Consider the following 16,643-nt stretch of genomic DNA (forward strand, 5'->3'; position numbering starts at 1 on the left):
GTGGGGTGGGGGTGAGCGGCCCCTTCCGCATGCTGCGGTGAGAGGTGGGGGATGGGCGGATTGGACGTGCGGATGCGCGGGGTCACGTGCAGGCACGGCCGGGTGGAGGCGGTCTCGGGGGTGGACCTGGAGATCGCCGCCGGAGACCGGGTGGCGCTGACCGGTACGAACGGCTCGGGCAAGACGACGCTGCTGCGTGCCGTCCTCGGCCTGCACCGGCAGGCCGGCGGCTCGATCCTGGTCGGTGGCCGCAGCGCGCGTACGGCGGCCGAGTGGGCGTGGCGGCGGCGCTCGTGCGCCTGGATCCCGCAGAAGCCGGCCGTCGGCAGGTTCCCCCTGCTCGGTGCCGAACTGCTCGCCGGCGGTGGCGCGCCCGCGGAGGCCGAGGAAGCGGCCGGCCGGCTCGGGGTGGGCAAGCTGGTCGAGCGGCCGCTGCACACCCTGTCCGGTGGGCAGCTCCAGCGGATGTACCTCGCTCGGGCGATCGGTTGTGTCGCCGCCGGAGCCCGGGTGCTGCTGGCGGACGAGCCGACCGCCGCGCTGGACTTCGACGGGCAGGCGGAGGCCGCGGACGTCCTGGCGTCGCTGCCGGTGACCCTGGTCGTGGTCACGCACGACCGGGCGCTGGCCGACCGGTGCGACCGGGTGCTGGAGATGGCGGCGGGCCGGCTGCGGGAGGTCGGGTGAGTACCCTCGCGACCGCCGACGTCAGCGCGCTGCTCCAGCTCGTCCCGGTGCAGCGGGCCGGGCTGGCCCTGCTCCTCGCGGCCGTCGGGCTGCCCGTGATCGGTGTGATCATCGTGGGCCTGGACATCATGCCGGTCCGGTTCGCGATGATGCACGTCGCGCTGTTCGGGATCGCCGTCGGTCTCGTCACGGGACTCGACCCGATGCTGTGCGCGCTGGTGGCCTGCGCTCTGGCCGGGGCGGGCGTGGCACCCCTGGCCCGCACCCCGGACGGGCTGTCCGGGGCGATGGGGCTGCTGATGAGCCTGGCGATCGCCGCGGCTCTGCTGCTCCTGGCGGTGTCCGGGGTGAACGCCTCGGGCGCCTTCGCGCTGCTGTGGGGCTCGATCCTGTCCGTCGGCACACCGGATCTGGTCGTACTCGGCGTGCTGGCCGTCGTCGTGCCGGCGCTGTTCTGGTGGCGACGCCGGGACGTCGGCCTGTTGCTGTACGACCGGGAGCTGGCCGAGTGTTCGGGCGTTCCGGTCCGTGCCCTCACCGCCGCGCTGCTGGTCCTGGTGGCCGTGGCGGTCGCGGGAGCGATCAAGCTGACCGGGGCGCTGCTCGTCGACGCGCTGACCCTGCTGCCCGCCCTGGCCGCCCGGCGGCTGGGCAGCTCACTGAAGTCGATCACCCTGTGGGCGATCGGGATCGGGGTCGCGGTGAACCTGACCGGGTTCCTGCTGGCCCTGTGGCTGGACTGGCCACCCGGGCCCGTCCTCGTCCTGACGGCGGGGGCGGTCGTCCTCGCCGTGCACCTCATATCCGAACGGAGAACCACCTCATGGCGCGCACCGGCGTCCGCATCCCCTCCCTCCTCGCACTGAGCGCGCTCGGCATGGCCCTCGTCACCGGCTGCGGCGGCGACGGGGACGACACGTCCTCCCCCTCCTCCTCCGCGACCGACGGCGGGGCGAGCGGTTCCCCGGCACCCGCCGACGACAAGCGGAAGCCCGTGGTCGTGGTCACCACGACCTGGGAGGGCGCGTTCGCCAAGGCCGCCGGCGCCGACGACGTCAAGGTCATCGTCCCGCAGTCGGTGCACCACGCCCCCGACTACGACCCGAAGCCCTCCGACCTCGCCGCCGTCGCCCGGGCCGACTTCGTGCTGTACGCGCCCTTCGAGCCGTACGCCGCCAAGATCAAGGAGGCGGCCGGCTCGAAGGCGAAGCTGGTCGAGGTCAACCTCGACAACGACCCCGACAAGGTCAAGGCCGAGGTCGACAAGCTGGCCGCGCTGTTCGGCACCGACGAGGCCGCGACGAAGTGGAAGACCGGGTTCGACAGCGAGTACGGCAAGCTCAACAAGGACGTCCGGGCCGCCTGGCCCGGCGGAAAGAGCCCCGTCACCGTCACCCAGGTGTTCACCGTGTGGGCGGCGAAGCTGGCGGGCATCACCCCGGCCGGCACGTACGGACCGGAGGCCGTGACCCCCGCGCAGCTGGCCGAACTCTCCGGCAGGAAGCCCGCCCTGGTCCTGGAGAACGCCCACATGTCCACCGGCACGGTGCTGCCCGACTCCGGCGCCGAGCAGGTGCAGATCGTCAACTACCCGGGAGAGGACCTCGACCTGCTGGCCGTCTACCGCAACGCGGCGGCCGAGATCAAGAAGGGCATGGGCGGGTCCTGACCACATCCGCACCGCGGGGAACGGGGCCGGACACCTGCCTCACACGTGACCGGCCCCGCCCGATCAGCCCGCCTCGGCGAGCGGCTGCCTGTCCACCTGGGCGCCGAGAGGCGTGACGCTCGGGGTGAGGCGGTCCCGCAGCGCGGCCCGGTCGGGCTTGCCGGCCGCCGTGAGCGGCACGGCCGGCACGACCAGGAGTCGTTCGGGGTGCTTGCGGCGCTCCATGCCCCGCGCGGACAGGTACTCGCCGAGCGACTCCAGGGTGGGCGCCTCCTCCCCCCGGGGAACCACGCAGGCCGCGAGCCGTTCGCCCATCACCGGATCGGGGACCCCGACACACACCACGTCCCGGACCCGCGGGTGCGAGGTGAGTTCGCGTTCGACCTCGGCCGGGCTGATGTTGGCGCCGCCCCGGATGACGATGTCCTTCAGCCGCCCGACCACGTGCAGGACTCCGTCCGCGTCGAGGAATCCGAGGTCGCCGGTGCGGACCCAACCGCCGGGCGTGCGGTAGCGGGCGTCCAGGTCGGGAGCGCCGACGTAGCACAGCGGGGACATCGGGCCCCGGGAGATGATCTCGCCGACGGCGCCCTCGGCGAGCGCGTCGTGGGTGTCCGGGTCGGCGATCCGTATCTCGGTGACGCGGGGGTCGGGGAGGCCGGCGACGACGCCCGAGCCGTCCGTGGGCGGGACCGCGTGGGCCAGCCCGGTGTGGCAGTTCACGCCGTCGGCCGAGCCGTACAGGTTGACGACCGGACAGCCGAACGCCTTCGCCGCGGCGGCCGCGGTCGTCTCGTCCAGCGGGGCCCCGCCGAGGACGAGGGCGGTGGGCGCCGGAAGCGGCTCGGAACCGGCGTCGAGACGTTCCAGCATCATGCGGACCATCGTCGGCACGCCCAGGACGTGGGTGGGCCGGTGCTCCCGGAGGGCCGCGAGGGCGGCGTCCGGGGCGAAGTGGTCGAGGAGGACCAGTGTGCCGCCGTGGCGGGCAAGGGTCACCGCCGTGCCGTTGGAGCCGAACGCGGAGGCCAGGGGCACGAGGAAGAGGCAGCGGGGCGGCGTGCGGTCCGGCATGAGCGACGCGAGGAAGTTGCCGCGCCCGCCGGCCAGGGCGTTGTGCGAGTACGCGATCATCTTGGGCTCGGCCTCGGAGCCGGAGGAGACCAGGATGCGGGCGGCGCTGTCCGGGTCGGGGCGTGCGGGCGTGAACGCCTCCGGGTCACTGCGCATCAGTCCGGCCCAGGCCACCGTGCCTTCCGGTGCTTGTCCCGGGCCGACGGCGACGACGTGGCGCAGGTCGGGAAGGGACTGGGCGAGGACACGGAGATCGGCGGCGTGGTGGAAGTCGCGGTGCTCGACGGCGGCAATGACGGCCACGGCCCGGGCGCGGCGCAGCAGGCATTCGGCCTCCAGGACGCCACGGCCCACGGGGAAGGGCAGGGCGACGGCGCCGAGGGCGGCCAGGGCCAGGTCGGCGATGACGGCGTTGCGGTGATCGGGGAGCTGTACGCCGACCACGTCGCCCTCGCGTATGCCGAGGTCTCCGAGACCGGCGGCCAGACATCGCACCTTGCGGTCGAGGGCGGTGTAACAGAGCTTGCCCTTGGCGTCGAGGACGGCGGTGTGGTGCGGGTCGGCGACCTGGCGGGCCCGGAAGAGGCTGTACAGGTCGAGGTCGGGGCAGGTTCCGTCGGCCGCCCAGGAGCGGCGGAGTCCGGCGGGCACCAGGTCGTGCAGGTCGACGGTCATGCGAAGCTCCAGGGGGCCGGGACGGCGGGGGCGCCGTGCGCGTCGCGGTGGACCGCGCCGCTGAAGCGCGGGTCGTGGTGCAGGCCGGACAGGTCCGTGGTGACGGTGGTCGCGGCCAGGCCGTGGCCGTGCAGCAGGGCCAGCGCCTCCGTGGTGGGCAGCGCGGCCAGGTCATGGGACGCGGCGGCCCGGGCATCGTGGTCCGCGGGGGCGATCCAGCCGTCCGCCGTGGGCAGAGGACGACGGAATCCGGCGGGGCGGCGGGGGTTCTCACCCCGTCCGATCCGTGCCAGCACGGGCGCGGTGAGGGTGTCGGCCGCGCCGAGCAGCGAGGATTCCACGCGCACTCCCCGTCCGGTGCGTTCGCGCAGCAGGAGTCCGGCCAGGACCGCCTCGGTGCCGTGCAGGCCGCCGAGCACGTCGAGCAGCGTCATCAGGGACGGTGCGGGCGGTTCGTCCCGGGGCCGGACCGCCTCGCCGACGCCGGTGCGGGCCTGGACCATGAAGTCGGTGCCCATGGGAGCGTCGTCGATCCGGTCCGCCCAGCCGCCGGTGTACGCGTAGACGAGGGCGGGGTTGGCCCTGGCCAGGTCCTCCGCGTCCAGGCCCAGTTCGGTGGCCTTGCCCGGTGCCCAGTTGTGGAGGAACACGTCCGCGTCGGCGGCCATCTCGGTCAGCCTGCGCCGGTCGGCCGCCGCCTTGATGTCGATCTCGACGGCCTTCTTGCCGCGATTGAGGGCGAGCCAGCGGGCCGATGTGCCCGACGAGGTGGGCGGCATGCCGCGGAGCGGGTCCCCGCCCGGAGGCTCGATCCTGATCACCTCTGCGCCCAGCAGACCCAGCAGATGGGCGGCCAGGGGCGCTTGGATGCGGCGGCCGGCCTCCAGCACGGTGAGGCCCGTCAGCGGACCGCCGCCGGTCGTCGGCCCGGCGGGCCTCGCCGTGGGCACGGGCCGTCGCGGCGTCACCCCGCCGGCCGGCCGGAAGGACCACGGGGGCGTGCCGTCGGCCTCGGCGTACCGCTCCGCCAGGGTGCGCAGGACACACACCTCGGCGCCCGACAGGTCCGCGGCCCGGCGGATCTCCGCCAGCGATCTGACGCGCGTGGTCTCGTGCAGCACCGGCGGGAAGGGCGCGCAGGCCGTGGCGTAGCGGAACTGGAACGGACGCCAGCCCGCCCGGATCGCGTCGGCGGGTGCTTCCAGGGTCCGCCAGAAGGCCGCCCAAGCACCGGGGTCGAGAGTCTCCAGCTCGAAGAGGACGCCCTCGACGGAGGTGAAGGGCGGCCCTCCGGGGGCGAGTTCGGCCGCCTCGCCCTCGTCGGCGCCGGCGGCGGCCAGGTACTGGGAGACCGCGAGCAGCCCGGCCCGGTCGGCGCCCGCCCCGATGTGGCCGACCGCGGCTCCGCGGGCCTGGCCGACCAGGCCCGCGAGCAGCCCCTGGACGACCAGGACCCCGGTGGCGGTGGCGGTGTAGTCGACGGCCAGTCCGGCCGGGAGGCCGGTCCGACGCCCATGAACGGCCATCACGCCGGTGGCGGCCTGGACCGTGGCCTCGTCGACGAGACCGCTCCCGGAAGCACCCCAGTACACGGTGGCGGACACGGAGTCGAAACCCCGACCGCTCACCGTGATCCCGTCGTCCCCGACCCCGCCCGGCGACCGGTCCGCACGGGCCCCGAGCAGTTCCAGGTGTGCGGCGACGACGCCGGCGATCTCCACGGGTCCCGAGACGGTGGTGTCCATCGCGTCGAGTGGTCGAAGGGCCGCCGTGGTTGCTGGTGACGCCATGCCTCTCCTCTCCCGGCACACGGCGGTGGCCGGCGCCCGAGTCGTACCGAAGACGGGAACCGGGACGCCGGTGAGCCCGACCGGTTCCACAGAGAGAGTCGGACACACGTTCCCGGGAGTTCCCGGACAGCCGAGGAGGCATCGCCGTGCGGGATTCCGCAGCGCTGGACGACCCCACCCGATCCGGGCCCGCGTCGGCCGAGTTGACCGAACGTGTACGACGGTTCGTCGGCTCCGTGGTGGTACCGGCGGAGGCGGTGCTCGACGCCGGCGGACCGGCGGCGGCCGAGGCCCTGGCCGACCTCCGCACACGGGCCCGCGCGGAGGGGCTCTGGGCTCTGCCGCTTCCAGCGGAACTGGGCGGCGGCGGGCTGCCGTTCGCCGCCTACGTGCGGCTCGCGGAGGCCGAGGGAGCCAGCGATCACGGGCCGGCGGCCCTCGGCTCCGCTCCCCTGCTGGACGTCGGCATGCTGTCCCGGCACGCGACCGACCGGGTCCGCGACGCCTGTCTGCGCCCCCTCGTCGCGGGAACCCTGCGGACCTGCTACGCCATGACGGAACCCGGCGCCCCCGGCACCGAACCCTGGCTCACCTCGACCACCGCCCTCCGCACGCCGGACGGCGGCTGGCGGATCAGCGGCCGCAAGTGGTTCGTCTCCGGAGCCGCCCGGGCCGACCTGGTGACCGTGCTGGCCCGGACCGGGAGCGCACCGGGCGACCGGGACGGCCTGTCGCTCTTCCTCGTCCCGACCGACACGCCCGGGTTCCGGGTGGTGCGGGAGCTCCCCGTGCTCGGCGCGACAGGACAGTACGAGATCGAGTTCGACGGCGTCGCGGTTCCGGACGGTCACCTGGTGGGGCCTGAGGGCGGCGCACTGGCCATCGCGGGTGAGCGGCTCGCCGTCGGCAGGACACTGCGGTGCCTGCGCTGGCTCGGCCAGGCCCAGCGAGCCTTCGACCTCATGTGCGAGCGGGCGGTGATCCGTCGGGGGTCGCGCGGCCCGCTGGCCGATCACCAGCTCGTCCAGCAGCACGTGTTCGACGCGCTCCTGGCCCTGCGCGCCACCCGGCCGCTGGTCCACGAGGCGGCGGCGCTGATCGCGGCCGGGCAGGACGCCCGTACGGAGGTGGGGCTGGCCAAAGTGGCCGCGGCGCGGATGCTCCAGCAGGTGGCCGACGCGGCGATCCAGGTGTTCGGAGCGGCCGGCCTGGGCCCGGACACCCCCCTGCCCGCGCTGTTCCGCGGAGGGCGGGCCGCGCGCATCCTCGACGGCCCCGACGAACTCCACATCACCTCCGTCGCGCGCCGGGTCCTCCGCGACCGGGCGGAAGCGGCCGCTACACGCGGGTGAGGTCGACCAGACCGTTCAGCGAGGCCAGACCGAGGGCCAGGAAGAAGTCGCCCCAGACCAGTTCGTGGCGCTCGGCCAGGCCCCGGCCCGCGTCGTAGCAGCCGTCCAGCAGCATGCCCGCGGGACGGCCGGATCCCCCGTAGGTGAGGTGGTTCTCGGCCAGGGCGCTCAGCGTGACGACTCCCCGGCAGGAGCACGCGTGCGCCCAGTCCTCGGGCAGCCGGGCGAGTTTGAGCAGGGCGACGGCGGTGATCGCGGCGGCCGAGGTGTCCAGGGGGCCGTACGGGGCCGCGTGGTCGTCCGGGAGCACGAACGGCCCCGACAGGACACCCTCCAGCGAGAGCAGACGCCGGGCCGCCGCGGTCAGGCGAACGCGGTCGTGGGCGGCGGCCCCGGGAAGGAGCAGGGCGTCCGCCACGGCGAGGAGAAGCCAGGCCCGGCCTCGGCTCCACCCCCGCCCGGGCTCCTCGCACGGCCGCCAGCCGACGTCCCCTCCCTCGAACCGCCAGGCGGGCAGCGGTTCTCCCTCCGCTCCGAGGCACAGGTCCAGGTGTCGGCGGAGGTGCTCGGCAGCGGCCCCGGGCGCGACCGTCGCCAGCAGGGGCACGGTCCCGGGCACACCGTCGGCGCGGGCCTGCAGCCGGGGGCCGCCGAAGGCGTCCCCCCAGGGAACGACACCGAGTTCGGGGTCACGGGCCGCGAGAACGGCACGCGCGGCCCGCTCCTGAAGGACGGCCGCCTGCGGGTCGCCGTCGGCAAGGGCGGTCGGATACCAGAAGATCAGCCCCCGGGTGACCGTGTCCTCGTCGGCCCAGGGCGCCAGGGCCGCCGTGCGTCCGGCAGCTGTACGCCGATCGGCCTCCGATCCGCTGTACCGGGCCCGCAGCCACAGCAGTCCGGCCCAGAATCCGCCGGTCCAGGAGCCACGCCCCGTCGTCTTCCACATGCCGTCCCGAGGTTCCGCGTACAGCGGGAACCGCTCCCCGACCTGGGCCTCGGTCGTGGTGACGCGTTCCATCACGGCGGCCAGGGCCCGGTCGCCCCAGTCGTCCGCCACGCCGCTCACGGGGCCGGCACCCGCCGGTCGCGGCGGCACCAGACGTACGCGAGGGCCGCGGCGGCCGTGAACTCCGCGGCCACGAGCAGCCATCCCGTGCCGTAACGGCCGGTCTCCGCGAACGGCGCGAAGACGGCGGGACCGATCGCGAAGCCGGCGAAGAAGCCGGCGGCGACCAGGGCCGAATCCTGCCCTGCCCCGCCCTGTTTCGCCCGCTGCACCACCAGCACCATGGACACGGCGTTCGCCGAGACCGCGAACACGCCCACCGTGACCGCCCCGGCCCACACCAGCGGGGCGGCCCACCGCGCGGCGCCGATCAGGAGTGCCGCGCCGACGGCTCCGCACGCCAGGAGGGCGGGCAGCCGCTCCGCCCGCCCGGGCCCGGCCGCCCGGGACCACCCGACACGGCCGATGATCCCCGTGACGCCGAGGACCGCGACGAGAGCCGCCGCGACGGCAGGTCCGAGGCCCAGAGATTCCGACCCGTACAGCGCGAGATAGGTGTTGACCGACGCGATCCCCGCGCCGAGGAAGAGGGAGTAGCCGCACAGCCAGGCCGTCATGCCTTCGGGGGCCCGCAGCCGGCCGGCGGGTGACGCGGGTGGCGCGTCATCGGCGGGCAGGGACCGGTACGCCCAGGCAGCGGCCGACAGCGCGGCAGCCGCGGCGGTCCACACGGCGGCGCGCCAGCCGAGACCCGCGGCGAGCCCGGCCAGCGGAAGTCCCGCCGCGAACGCGCCCAGTTGCACACCCGACTGCTTCATACCGGTCACCGCGCCACGCCGTTCGGGGACCACCGCCGCCAGCACGGCCTTGTTGGTGGCCGGATTGGCGAGCGCCTGCGGGATGCCCCCCAGGGCCACCGCCCCCAGCAGCAGCCCGGCACCGGGTGCGGCACCGATCAGCGCCAGGGCGACGGCGGAGACCACGAGCAGCAGCACCAGCGAGCGTCGCGGGCCCATCCGGTCGACGATCCGTCCCCCGACCGGGGAGAGGAGGGCGGCGGTACCGAAGCCGAGGGTCGTGGTCAGGCCGAGCACCGTCGGCGAGACGCCCAGGCCGTCCACCAGACGCGGGCCGAGCGCTCCCAGCAGGAACAACTGGAGCATGGAGAAGGCCATCGCGCAGGTGAGCAAGGCTGTGAGTCGCGCATGCCCCCGCCCGTCCGGCCGGGCTCCCGCTTCCGTACCGTGTGACGCCACAGGTCTCGTCTCCGTCTCTCGCGGTGCGGTGGGGCCGATGCGGACCGTCGGACAGTCGGTCGCGCCGACCGCACGGCGGGTTCCCGGCGACCCCTGTGGCATGGAACACACCGCGCGGCTGCCGACCGAGCGGGTACGCGCCTTCCCGGCGCCCGCGACGGTCCCGGGCGGTGTACGGGGACGTGGTGCGCGAGGTCGCGGGTGGCGGGTTTCGCACCCCTGTACATAGGGTGCGGCCGTTCCGCTTGCCGGCGGACGACAACTGAATGCCTACCCGATGGGGGAAGCCGGTGCGAATCCGGCGCTGACCTGCAACCGTGAGCGGCGGAGCACCACGTGCCGCGAGTCGGAACGCCCGTTGCGCGGGTGTACTGCTTCTCACTGTCATGGTCTGCAGCGCGGAGCCCGGCAACTGCCTCTGGAACCCGCCGCGATCGTCCACGACCGCGCGTGCGGCTCCTTCCTGTGACGAAGCCCCGGGAGTCTGTTGCCGACCCCTTGTCGAAGGGATCTGTGCCATGGTCGGCGTCAGACCACCGGTCAGGCTCGCTGCCGTGCTCGGCGCCTGCGGCTCGTTCCTCGCCGTCGGCACGGTCGTCCGCTGCGCCCCCGGCGACCAGGCAACCGGCCTCGCCGCCCTGAGGAACGCGGGCTTCACGATCGCCGGCACCCAGCGCTGGGGCGAGGCGTTCGTCTGCCGGATCGAAGGCAAGCCCACCGCCGCCACCGAGGCCTGCGTGAACACTCCCCCGGCCTCCGCCCACTGGTCGTACTAGCACGCCCCCGACGGCGGCAACTGGGCCCACAGCCAGTCCGGAGCCTCGGGCCGCAAGCCCGCGCAGGGCAGCTTCGAGGGCTGGTCGTTCTCCCTGAACAAGACCTCCACGACCAACCCGGCGCCGCGCGTCGCCCCCGTCCGCCCGTAACGGACACCAGGCCTTTGGCCTCCGGCCCCCGGGTCCGGTGAACGAGGCAGCCTCCGGCGTGCCTCGTTCGCGCCGGACAGACCCTGGGCTCGGACCACGCGCATCGTCTCCCTGCTGCCCGCCGCGACCGGCATCGTGGCCGAACTCGGCCTGGCGTCCGATCCGGTGGGCAGGACCCGCGCGTGCGACTGGCCGCCGGAGGAGGTGGCCGGGGTGCCGGTGGTGACCTCAGCCGAGTTCTCCTCGGACGTCCTGACCAGCCGTGAGATCTCCGCCGCGGTCGGCGGCGCCGGGCACGGCGGCTCCTCGCTCCACACCCTGGACGTCGAAGCGCTCGGGGCCCTCGCGCCGGAGGTCGTGCTCAACCAGGACCTGCCGACGGCCGTCGAGATGCTCGACGCCTGGCACGGGCGGCTGCCACTGGCCGAGATGGGCCGCCGCTGGCCCGCGCCCGCCGTCCTCCCCCTCGCCGTGGCACTGGAAGAGGGACGCGCCGTCCCGCACCGGTGGGAGGAGGTCCGCGCGCTGCCCGCGGACGCGATCGACGGACGGCTGGTCGAAGCCGCCCACGCGGTACCACGGTTGAGGGCGCTCTTCCCGATCGTCTCCCACGCCGCCCTGAGCTTCAGCGACACCCCGCTCCCGCCGCACTCCGACGCCTTCCCCCGGGCCGCCCCGCACGGGGAACACGGCTGGCTCGTCGGCAGCCAGACGGAACCGGCCTCCGCGCACACCGCCGTCACCAGCGCCGAAGAAGCCGTCGCCCACCTCGTACGACTGCTGCCCGACACCGGCTCCGAGCGGACTCCCACCCGCACGGACGGCTGACGGGCAGGTCGCGCCGTCGGCCTCGCCGGAGCACCCGCCTCGGACCTCGCCGTACGAGCCGGTACGGGCCTTACGCGGAGAGCTCTCGTAGGTCCAGCGGCCTTCTCCAGAAGTTGCGGCGGTGCACCGCCTCGAGTTCGGTCTGGAGCGGGGACGGGGGCACCGCCAGCACGGGGCAGGCGGCGTGAGCGAGGCAGTGCCGTGCCACCGAGGGGCGAACGAGGCGGCGAAACACGGTACGCGGCCCCGTACCGACCACGAGGAGGTCTTCCGGGTCACGCGCGGCGTTCACGAGGGCGGCACCCGGGGTGCCGTGCACCGTGAGACCCGCGAGGGCGACACCGGGTCCCGCCGTACCGAAGGCCGTGTCGAGGACGTCCCTCAGCCGCTCGACGGCCGCAGCCCGGTGCTCCGCCAGGGCGGAGGGCCCGCAACCGTTTCGGCTTCCGAGTTCGCCACCGGGCGGCTGCCAGGCGAGGACGGCCCACAGTTCCGCGTCGCGCGCGCGGGCCTCCGCCGCCGCCCTGTGCAGCACGGTCATGCCCCCCGGGGTGCCTGTTGCACCGACCACGACTCTCCGCACGGCCTGTGTCCTTTCCTTCTCGTCTTCCGTCTCCTATGAAAGGGCTTCGCCGATGGTTCAACGCGTTCGTTGACGCTTCCCTCACGCCGTGGCCGCGGGTCATGACGGATCCCTGATGCCGGGCGGCGCCGTCCGTCAGTGACGCGTATGGACCGGGCCGGTCGCCGTATGGGACCCGTTATGGGCCGTCCTCGGGCGAGGAGGTCGGGGGATAGCTTCGTCGTCGTGTCCCGGACCGCCTCCCCGCGTCCGGGGCCCACCACCCGTCCCTCGCGGTTCCCGCAGGAGAGCCCCATGTGTCTGTTCCAGTACGACGACGATCCCGAGCCCGAGGAACCGGTCCCGGCCGGACTCCTCCACGTGCCCGTCCGGCCGGGAACGACGGAGGTGGTGCTGCGCATGTTCCGCACCCCTCTGGGCGAACGTACCGCCGTCGGCTTCACCCGCCCCGACCTGCTGACCTCCGTCCTCGGCCCGGAGCAGCCCTGGATCCGGCTGTCCGAACCGGCGCTGCGCGCGCTGGCCTCGCCCCTCGGCGCGTACCGGCTGACGATCGACCCGACGCTCACCGCCTCCCCGGTCACCCGCCTGCCGGCGGACACCGCCGGGATCGCGGCCCGTGCCCTGTGAGGAGGTTCCTATGACCACCGAGATCGTCACCGAGGTCACCGCCGGCGCGGAGGACCTGTCCGTGTGGCCCGCGTCCACGCGGCGCCTCCCGCACGGCGACCTGGCCGTCGGCGGGGTGTCCCTGGCGGAGGTGGCCGAGCGCTTCGCCACTCCCGTCTACGTCCTCGACGAGGGCGAGGTGCGCGACCGCTGCCGGATCTACCGGGACGCCTTCCCCGACGCCGACGTGCTGTACGCGGCCAAGGCGTTCCTGTCCCGTGCGATGGTCCGCTGGGTGCGGGAGGAGGGGCTCGGCCTGGACGTGTGCTCCGCCGGGGAGCTGGAGCTCGCCGTCACGGCCGGGTTCCCTCCGGAGCGCGTCGTGCTGCACGGCAACGCGAAGTCGCCCCGCGACCTGGAGACGGCGCTGCGGCTCGGCGTGGGGCGGATCGTCATCGACGGTCCGTCGGAGATCGCCCGGATCGCGGCCGCGGTCGTCCCGGGCGAGCGGCAGAAGGTCATGGTGCGCGTGGTGCCGGGCGTCTCGGCCGGCGGACACGACAAGATCCGTACCGGTACGGACGACCAGAAGTTCGGCCTGTCCCTGACCGACGGCGGAGCGCAGCACGCCGTCTCGCGGATCCTGGGCCTGCCGAGGCTCGAACTGACCGGCCTGCACTGCCACATCGGCTCCCAGATCACCGAGGTGAAGCCCTACCTGGTGGCCCTGCGCCGGATGGTCGGGCTGATGGCCCGCGTCCGTGACGCGCACGGCGTCGTCCTGACCGAGCTGGACATGGGCGGCGGCCACGGCATCGCCTACCGGCCCGGCGAGCCCTCCCTCGACCTCACCGCCCTCGCCCGGCGGCTGCGCGCGGAGCTCGCCGAGGGCTGCGCCGCCGCCCGGCTGCCCCTCCCCCGGCTCGTCGTCGAGCCCGGGCGGGCCGTGGCCGGGCCCGCCGGAATCGCCCTGTACCGGGTGCTCGCCGTCAAGCGCACCGGCGAGAAGGTGTTCGTCGCGGTGGACGGCGGCATGAGCGACAACCCGCGCCCCGCACTGTACGGGGCACGCTACGCACCCCGTCTCGTCGGCCGCCGCTCGGCGGCCGAAGCCCGTGCGGTCACCGTGGTGGGCCGGCACTGCGAGGCCGGCGACGTCCTCGCGGCCGACGCCGAACTGCCCGGCGACGTCCGGCCCGGCGACCTGCTCGCCGTACCGGTGGCCGGTGCCTACCAGCTGTCCATGGCCTCCGGCTACAACCTCGTCGGCCGCCCCGCCGTCATCGCGGTCCACGACGGCACGGCCCGGGTGCTGGTCCGGCGCGAGACGCTGGAGGACTTCCGCGTACGGGACGTCGGGGAGTGAGGTCGCCTCCCGGTCCCCGTCTGTGAAGGGGGCCGGGCCGACAGGGTCGCCATCCCGCGAGGGGCGGCCCTGTCGGTCGCCCCGTCTGCTGTCCTCGTGTCGATCGGGGACACCGACCCCGAGGACCGGTCCGCCACGTGGCCCTTTCTCTGCCTCCTGCAACTGCTCCGCGGTGGGCTCGTACGGACCGCTCCAGGCGAACCGCCCGGCAGGCCTTCCTCGCACGGCCCTTCCTTGAAGGTGGCGTCCGCCACCGAACTCATGTCGCCCCCTCCGTGGAGGGGTCCGGGAGCGAGAGGTGAGGGCTGTCTGCCGTGCGGAGGCTGAGCACCATGGTCAACCCGCCTCCGGGGGTGTCCTCGGTGGTCACCGTGCCGCCCATCGCCTCGACGAATCCGCGGCCCACCGCCAGGCCCAGGCCGACGCCCTCGCCACGCGGGGCGTCGCCATGGCGCTGGAAGGCCTCGAAGATGCGCTCCTTGGCCTCGTCGGGGACGCCGGGGCCGCGGTCGACGACGCGGAGTTCGACGCGGCCGGCGAGGGCGCTCGCCGAGACGAGGACGGGCTCCCCGTACGGGCTGTACTGGACGGCGTTCTCCACGATGTTGGCGACGGCCCGTTCCAGCAGGCCGCGGTCGACGGCGACCATCGGGAGCGTCTCGGGGATGTCGAGGTCGACGCTGCCCTCGGGGACGCCGAGCAACGCCATGGGGACGACCTCGTCGAGGTCGGTCTCCCTGATCACGGCCGTGACGGTTCCGGTCTCCAGGCGGGACACGTCGAGGAGGTTGCCGACCAGGTGATCGAGCCGGTCGGTGCCGTCCTCGATGTTCGCGAGCAGTTCCGCGCGGTCCTCTTCCGACCACTCCACGTCGTCGGCCTGCAGGGAGGAGACGGATGCCTTGATGCCGGCGAGCGGAGTGCGCAGGTCGTGGCTGACGGCGGCGAGGAGCGAGGTGCGGATCCTGTTGCCCTCGGCGAGCTCGCGGGCCTTCTCCGCCTGGTCCACGAGGCGCTGCCGGTCGAGGACGACGGCGGCCTGGGCGGCGAAGGCTCCGAGAACACGTCTGTCCTCGGCCGGCAGGACACGGCCCGTGAGGCCGAGGGCCAGGTGGTCGCCGACAGGTATGTCCACATCGGCGGCCTCGGGACGGCCGACAGGACGGTGGCCGACGGCGGCGACGCAGGACCACGGTCCGGTGTCCGCATCGCGCTCCAAGAGCGCCACCGACTCCATGGAGAAGGTTTCCCGGAGCCGTTCGAGCAGGGCGTCCAGACCGGTCTCCCCGCGCAGCACGCTGCCGGCGAGGAAGGAGAGCGTCTCCGCCTCCGCACGCAGCCGGGCGGCCTGATGCGTGCGGCGGGCGGCGAGGTCCACCACGGAGGCGACCGAGACGGCGACCCCGACGAAGATCACCAAAGCGACGATGTTGCGCGGGTCGGCGATCGTGAGCCGGTGGAGCGGCGGGGTGAAGTACCAGTTGAGCAGGAGCGATCCGACGGCCGCGGACCCCAGGGCGGGTCGGAGCCCGCCGAGCAGGGCCGCGGCCACGGTGAGCGCCAGGAAGAGCAGTACGTCGTTGGCCAGGCCGACATCGGGCAGAACGCCGCTCAACAGCAGGGTGAGCAGGACGGGCCCTGCGAGACCGACGGCCCAGCCCCACAGGGTGCGGGGCCGACCCAGCCGCGTCCGGGCGGGGACCGGCAGGCTGCGGCCCTTGGCCGCCTCGTCGTGGGTGACGATGTGGACGTCGAGGTCCGGCCCCGACTCCCTGGCGACCGTACCGCTGACGCCTGGCCCGAAGACGTACTGCCAGGACCGGCGGCGGCTCACGCCGAGGACGATCTGGGTGGCGTTGACCCCGCGCGCGAAGGCGAGGAGGCCGGCGGACACGTCGTCGCCGACGACGTGGTGGAAGGTGCCTCCCAGTTCCTCGACGAGGGTCCGCTGGACGGCGAGCTCCTTCGGGGACGCCGAGGTCAGGCCGTCGCTGCGGGAGATGTAGACGGCCAGCACCTCACCGCCCGCGCCCTTCTCCGCCAGGCGTACGGCACGGCGTATCAGGGTCCGGCCCTCCGGCCCCCCGGTGAGGCCGACGACGATCCTTTCCCTCGAACCCCAGATCTTCGAGACCCGGTGCTCGGTCCGGTACTCCTGGAGGTACTCGTCGACCCGGTCGGCGGTCCAGAGCAGCGCCAGTTCGCGCAGGGCGGTGAGGTTGCCGGGGCGGAAGTAGTTGGAGAGGGCCGCGTCGACCTTGTCCGGCTTGTAGATGTTGCCGTGCGCCATGCGCCGGCGCAGCGCCTGCGGCGACATGTCGACCAGCTCGATCTGGTCGGCGCGCCGGACGACCTCGTCGGGGACCGTCTCCTTCTGCCGGACGCCGGTGATCGACTCGACGACGTCCCCGAGCGACTCCAGGTGCTGGATGTTGACGGTCGAGACGACGTCGATGCCGGCCGCGAGCAGTTCCTCGACGTCCTGCCAGCGCTTGGCGTTGCGTGAGCCCGGGACGTTCGTGTGAGGCAGTTCGTCCACGAGCGCGACGGCGGGTCGCCGGGCCAGGACCGCGTCCACGTCCATCTCCGTGAAGGACGTGCCCCGGTACTCGATCGTCCGGCGCGGGACCATTTCCAGGCCGTGCAGCATGACCTCGGTCCGGGGCCGGTCGTGGTGCTCCACGAACGCGACGACGCAGTCCGTGCCCCGCTCGACGCGCCGGTGCCCCTCGGAGAGCATGGAGTACGTCTTGCCGACGCCCGGCGCCGCTCCCAGGTAGATGCGCAACTTTCCGCGTCCCATGTTCTGCGTCTCTCCTACG

14 protein-coding genes and 1 riboswitch are annotated in these 16,643 nt (G+C 74.0%); of the genes, 8 read left to right on the forward strand and 6 right to left on the reverse strand.

The annotated features are described in order from the left end of the window. Positions 1-51: 51 nt before the first annotated feature. Genes ACWGSR_RS01320 through ACWGSR_RS01330 form a run of 3 tightly spaced genes read left to right on the forward strand, consistent with a single transcriptional unit; the run spans position 52 to position 2,356 of the window. Positions 52-687 (forward strand): ATP-binding cassette domain-containing protein, encoded by a 636-nt coding sequence (locus ACWGSR_RS01320; protein WP_453562853.1) that lies wholly within the window; start codon positions 52-54, stop codon positions 685-687. Next, a complete protein-coding gene (locus ACWGSR_RS01325; RefSeq protein ID WP_376245200.1) occupies positions 684-1,553 on the forward strand; it encodes a metal ABC transporter permease in 870 nt (289 codons plus the stop codon). The genes ACWGSR_RS01320 and ACWGSR_RS01325 overlap by 4 nt, the downstream gene beginning before the upstream one ends. After that, positions 1,511-2,356, forward strand: a complete 846-nt coding sequence (locus tag ACWGSR_RS01330; protein ID WP_453562855.1) for a metal ABC transporter solute-binding protein, Zn/Mn family — start codon at positions 1,511-1,513, stop codon at positions 2,354-2,356. Before ACWGSR_RS01325 ends, ACWGSR_RS01330 begins: the two co-directional genes overlap by 43 nt. 63 nt (positions 2,357-2,419) lie before the next feature. Here the strand turns inward: ACWGSR_RS01330 and ACWGSR_RS01335 are convergent, their stop codons facing one another. Then, positions 2,420-4,105, reverse strand: a complete 1,686-nt coding sequence (locus tag ACWGSR_RS01335) for a class I adenylate-forming enzyme family protein (RefSeq protein WP_453562857.1) — start codon at positions 4,103-4,105, stop codon at positions 2,420-2,422. Beyond that, positions 4,102-5,895 carry a CoA transferase gene (locus ACWGSR_RS01340; protein WP_453562858.1) on the reverse strand — a complete coding sequence of 598 codons (1,794 nt, stop codon included), beginning with the start codon at positions 5,893-5,895 and terminating at the stop codon, positions 4,102-4,104. Before ACWGSR_RS01340 ends, ACWGSR_RS01335 begins: the two co-directional genes overlap by 4 nt. Before the next feature lie 146 nt (positions 5,896-6,041). Here ACWGSR_RS01340 and ACWGSR_RS01345 point away from each other — a divergent pair, with 146 nt between their 5' ends. Next, complete coding sequence (locus ACWGSR_RS01345; protein ID WP_376245212.1) at positions 6,042-7,247, forward strand: acyl-CoA dehydrogenase family protein; 1,206 nt, start codon at positions 6,042-6,044, stop codon at positions 7,245-7,247. On the opposite strand, the gene ACWGSR_RS01350 is transcribed toward ACWGSR_RS01345, so the two are convergent. Together ACWGSR_RS01350 and ACWGSR_RS01355 are read right to left on the reverse strand one after the other, a co-directional pair. Then, positions 7,234-8,313, reverse strand: coding sequence for a sugar ABC transporter permease (locus tag ACWGSR_RS01350; RefSeq protein WP_453562860.1), 1,080 nt, complete (start codon positions 8,311-8,313; stop codon positions 7,234-7,236). The genes ACWGSR_RS01345 and ACWGSR_RS01350 overlap by 14 nt on opposite strands. Then, positions 8,310-9,443, reverse strand: a complete 1,134-nt coding sequence (locus tag ACWGSR_RS01355) for an MFS transporter (protein WP_453562862.1) — start codon at positions 9,441-9,443, stop codon at positions 8,310-8,312. Before ACWGSR_RS01355 ends, ACWGSR_RS01350 begins: the two co-directional genes overlap by 4 nt. A gap of 285 nt (positions 9,444-9,728) precedes the next feature. Further along, positions 9,729-9,937: riboswitch (cobalamin riboswitch) on the forward strand. 90 nt (positions 9,938-10,027) lie between these two features. Between ACWGSR_RS01355 and ACWGSR_RS01360 the strand changes: the two genes are divergently transcribed. Further along, positions 10,028-10,285, forward strand: a complete 258-nt coding sequence (locus ACWGSR_RS01360; protein ID WP_453562864.1) for a hypothetical protein — start codon at positions 10,028-10,030, stop codon at positions 10,283-10,285. A gap of 285 nt (positions 10,286-10,570) precedes the next feature. Further along, positions 10,571-11,263 carry a DUF6193 family natural product biosynthesis protein gene (locus ACWGSR_RS01365; RefSeq protein WP_453562866.1) on the forward strand — a complete coding sequence of 231 codons (693 nt, stop codon included), beginning with the start codon at positions 10,571-10,573 and terminating at the stop codon, positions 11,261-11,263. Between the two features lie 70 nt (positions 11,264-11,333). On the opposite strand, the gene ACWGSR_RS01370 is transcribed toward ACWGSR_RS01365, so the two are convergent. Beyond that, on the reverse strand, positions 11,334-11,846 hold the full coding sequence (locus tag ACWGSR_RS01370) for a universal stress protein (RefSeq protein ID WP_453562868.1): 513 nt from the start codon (positions 11,844-11,846) through the stop codon (positions 11,334-11,336). Between the two features lie 294 nt (positions 11,847-12,140). Between ACWGSR_RS01370 and ACWGSR_RS01375 the strand changes: the two genes are divergently transcribed. Then, entirely contained in the window at positions 12,141-12,476 is a 336-nt protein-coding gene (locus ACWGSR_RS01375; protein ID WP_453562869.1) for an SAV_915 family protein, read from the forward strand. Positions 12,477-12,486: 10 nt separating this feature from the next. Next, positions 12,487-13,821 (forward strand): diaminopimelate decarboxylase, encoded by a 1,335-nt coding sequence (lysA, locus tag ACWGSR_RS01380; protein ID WP_453562871.1) that lies wholly within the window; start codon positions 12,487-12,489, stop codon positions 13,819-13,821. Between the two features lie 259 nt (positions 13,822-14,080). On the opposite strand, the gene ACWGSR_RS01385 is transcribed toward lysA, so the two are convergent. Beyond that, positions 14,081-16,624 (reverse strand): DUF4118 domain-containing protein, encoded by a 2,544-nt coding sequence (locus ACWGSR_RS01385; protein WP_453562872.1) that lies wholly within the window; start codon positions 16,622-16,624, stop codon positions 14,081-14,083. Positions 16,625-16,643 lie beyond the last annotated feature (19 nt).

It is taken from the genome of Streptomyces sp. NPDC055632 (genome assembly GCF_053618675.1).

Coding starts and splice junctions, on each gene's coding strand:
- ACWGSR_RS01375 (WP_453562869.1), top strand. CDS start 12,141: ATGTGTCTGTTCCAGTACGACGACGATCCCGAGCCCGAGGAACCGGTC.
- ACWGSR_RS01385 (WP_453562872.1), bottom strand. CDS start 16,624: ATGGGACGCGGAAAGTTGCGCATCTACCTGGGAGCGGCGCCGGGCGTC.
- ACWGSR_RS01335 (WP_453562857.1), bottom strand. CDS start 4,105: ATGACCGTCGACCTGCACGACCTGGTGCCCGCCGGACTCCGCCGCTCC.
- ACWGSR_RS01340 (WP_453562858.1), bottom strand. CDS start 5,895: ATGGCGTCACCAGCAACCACGGCGGCCCTTCGACCACTCGACGCGATG.
- lysA (WP_453562871.1), top strand. CDS start 12,487: ATGACCACCGAGATCGTCACCGAGGTCACCGCCGGCGCGGAGGACCTG.
- ACWGSR_RS01320 (WP_453562853.1), top strand. CDS start 52: ATGGGCGGATTGGACGTGCGGATGCGCGGGGTCACGTGCAGGCACGGC.
- ACWGSR_RS01330 (WP_453562855.1), top strand. CDS start 1,511: ATGGCGCGCACCGGCGTCCGCATCCCCTCCCTCCTCGCACTGAGCGCG.
- ACWGSR_RS01360 (WP_453562864.1), top strand. CDS start 10,028: ATGGTCGGCGTCAGACCACCGGTCAGGCTCGCTGCCGTGCTCGGCGCC.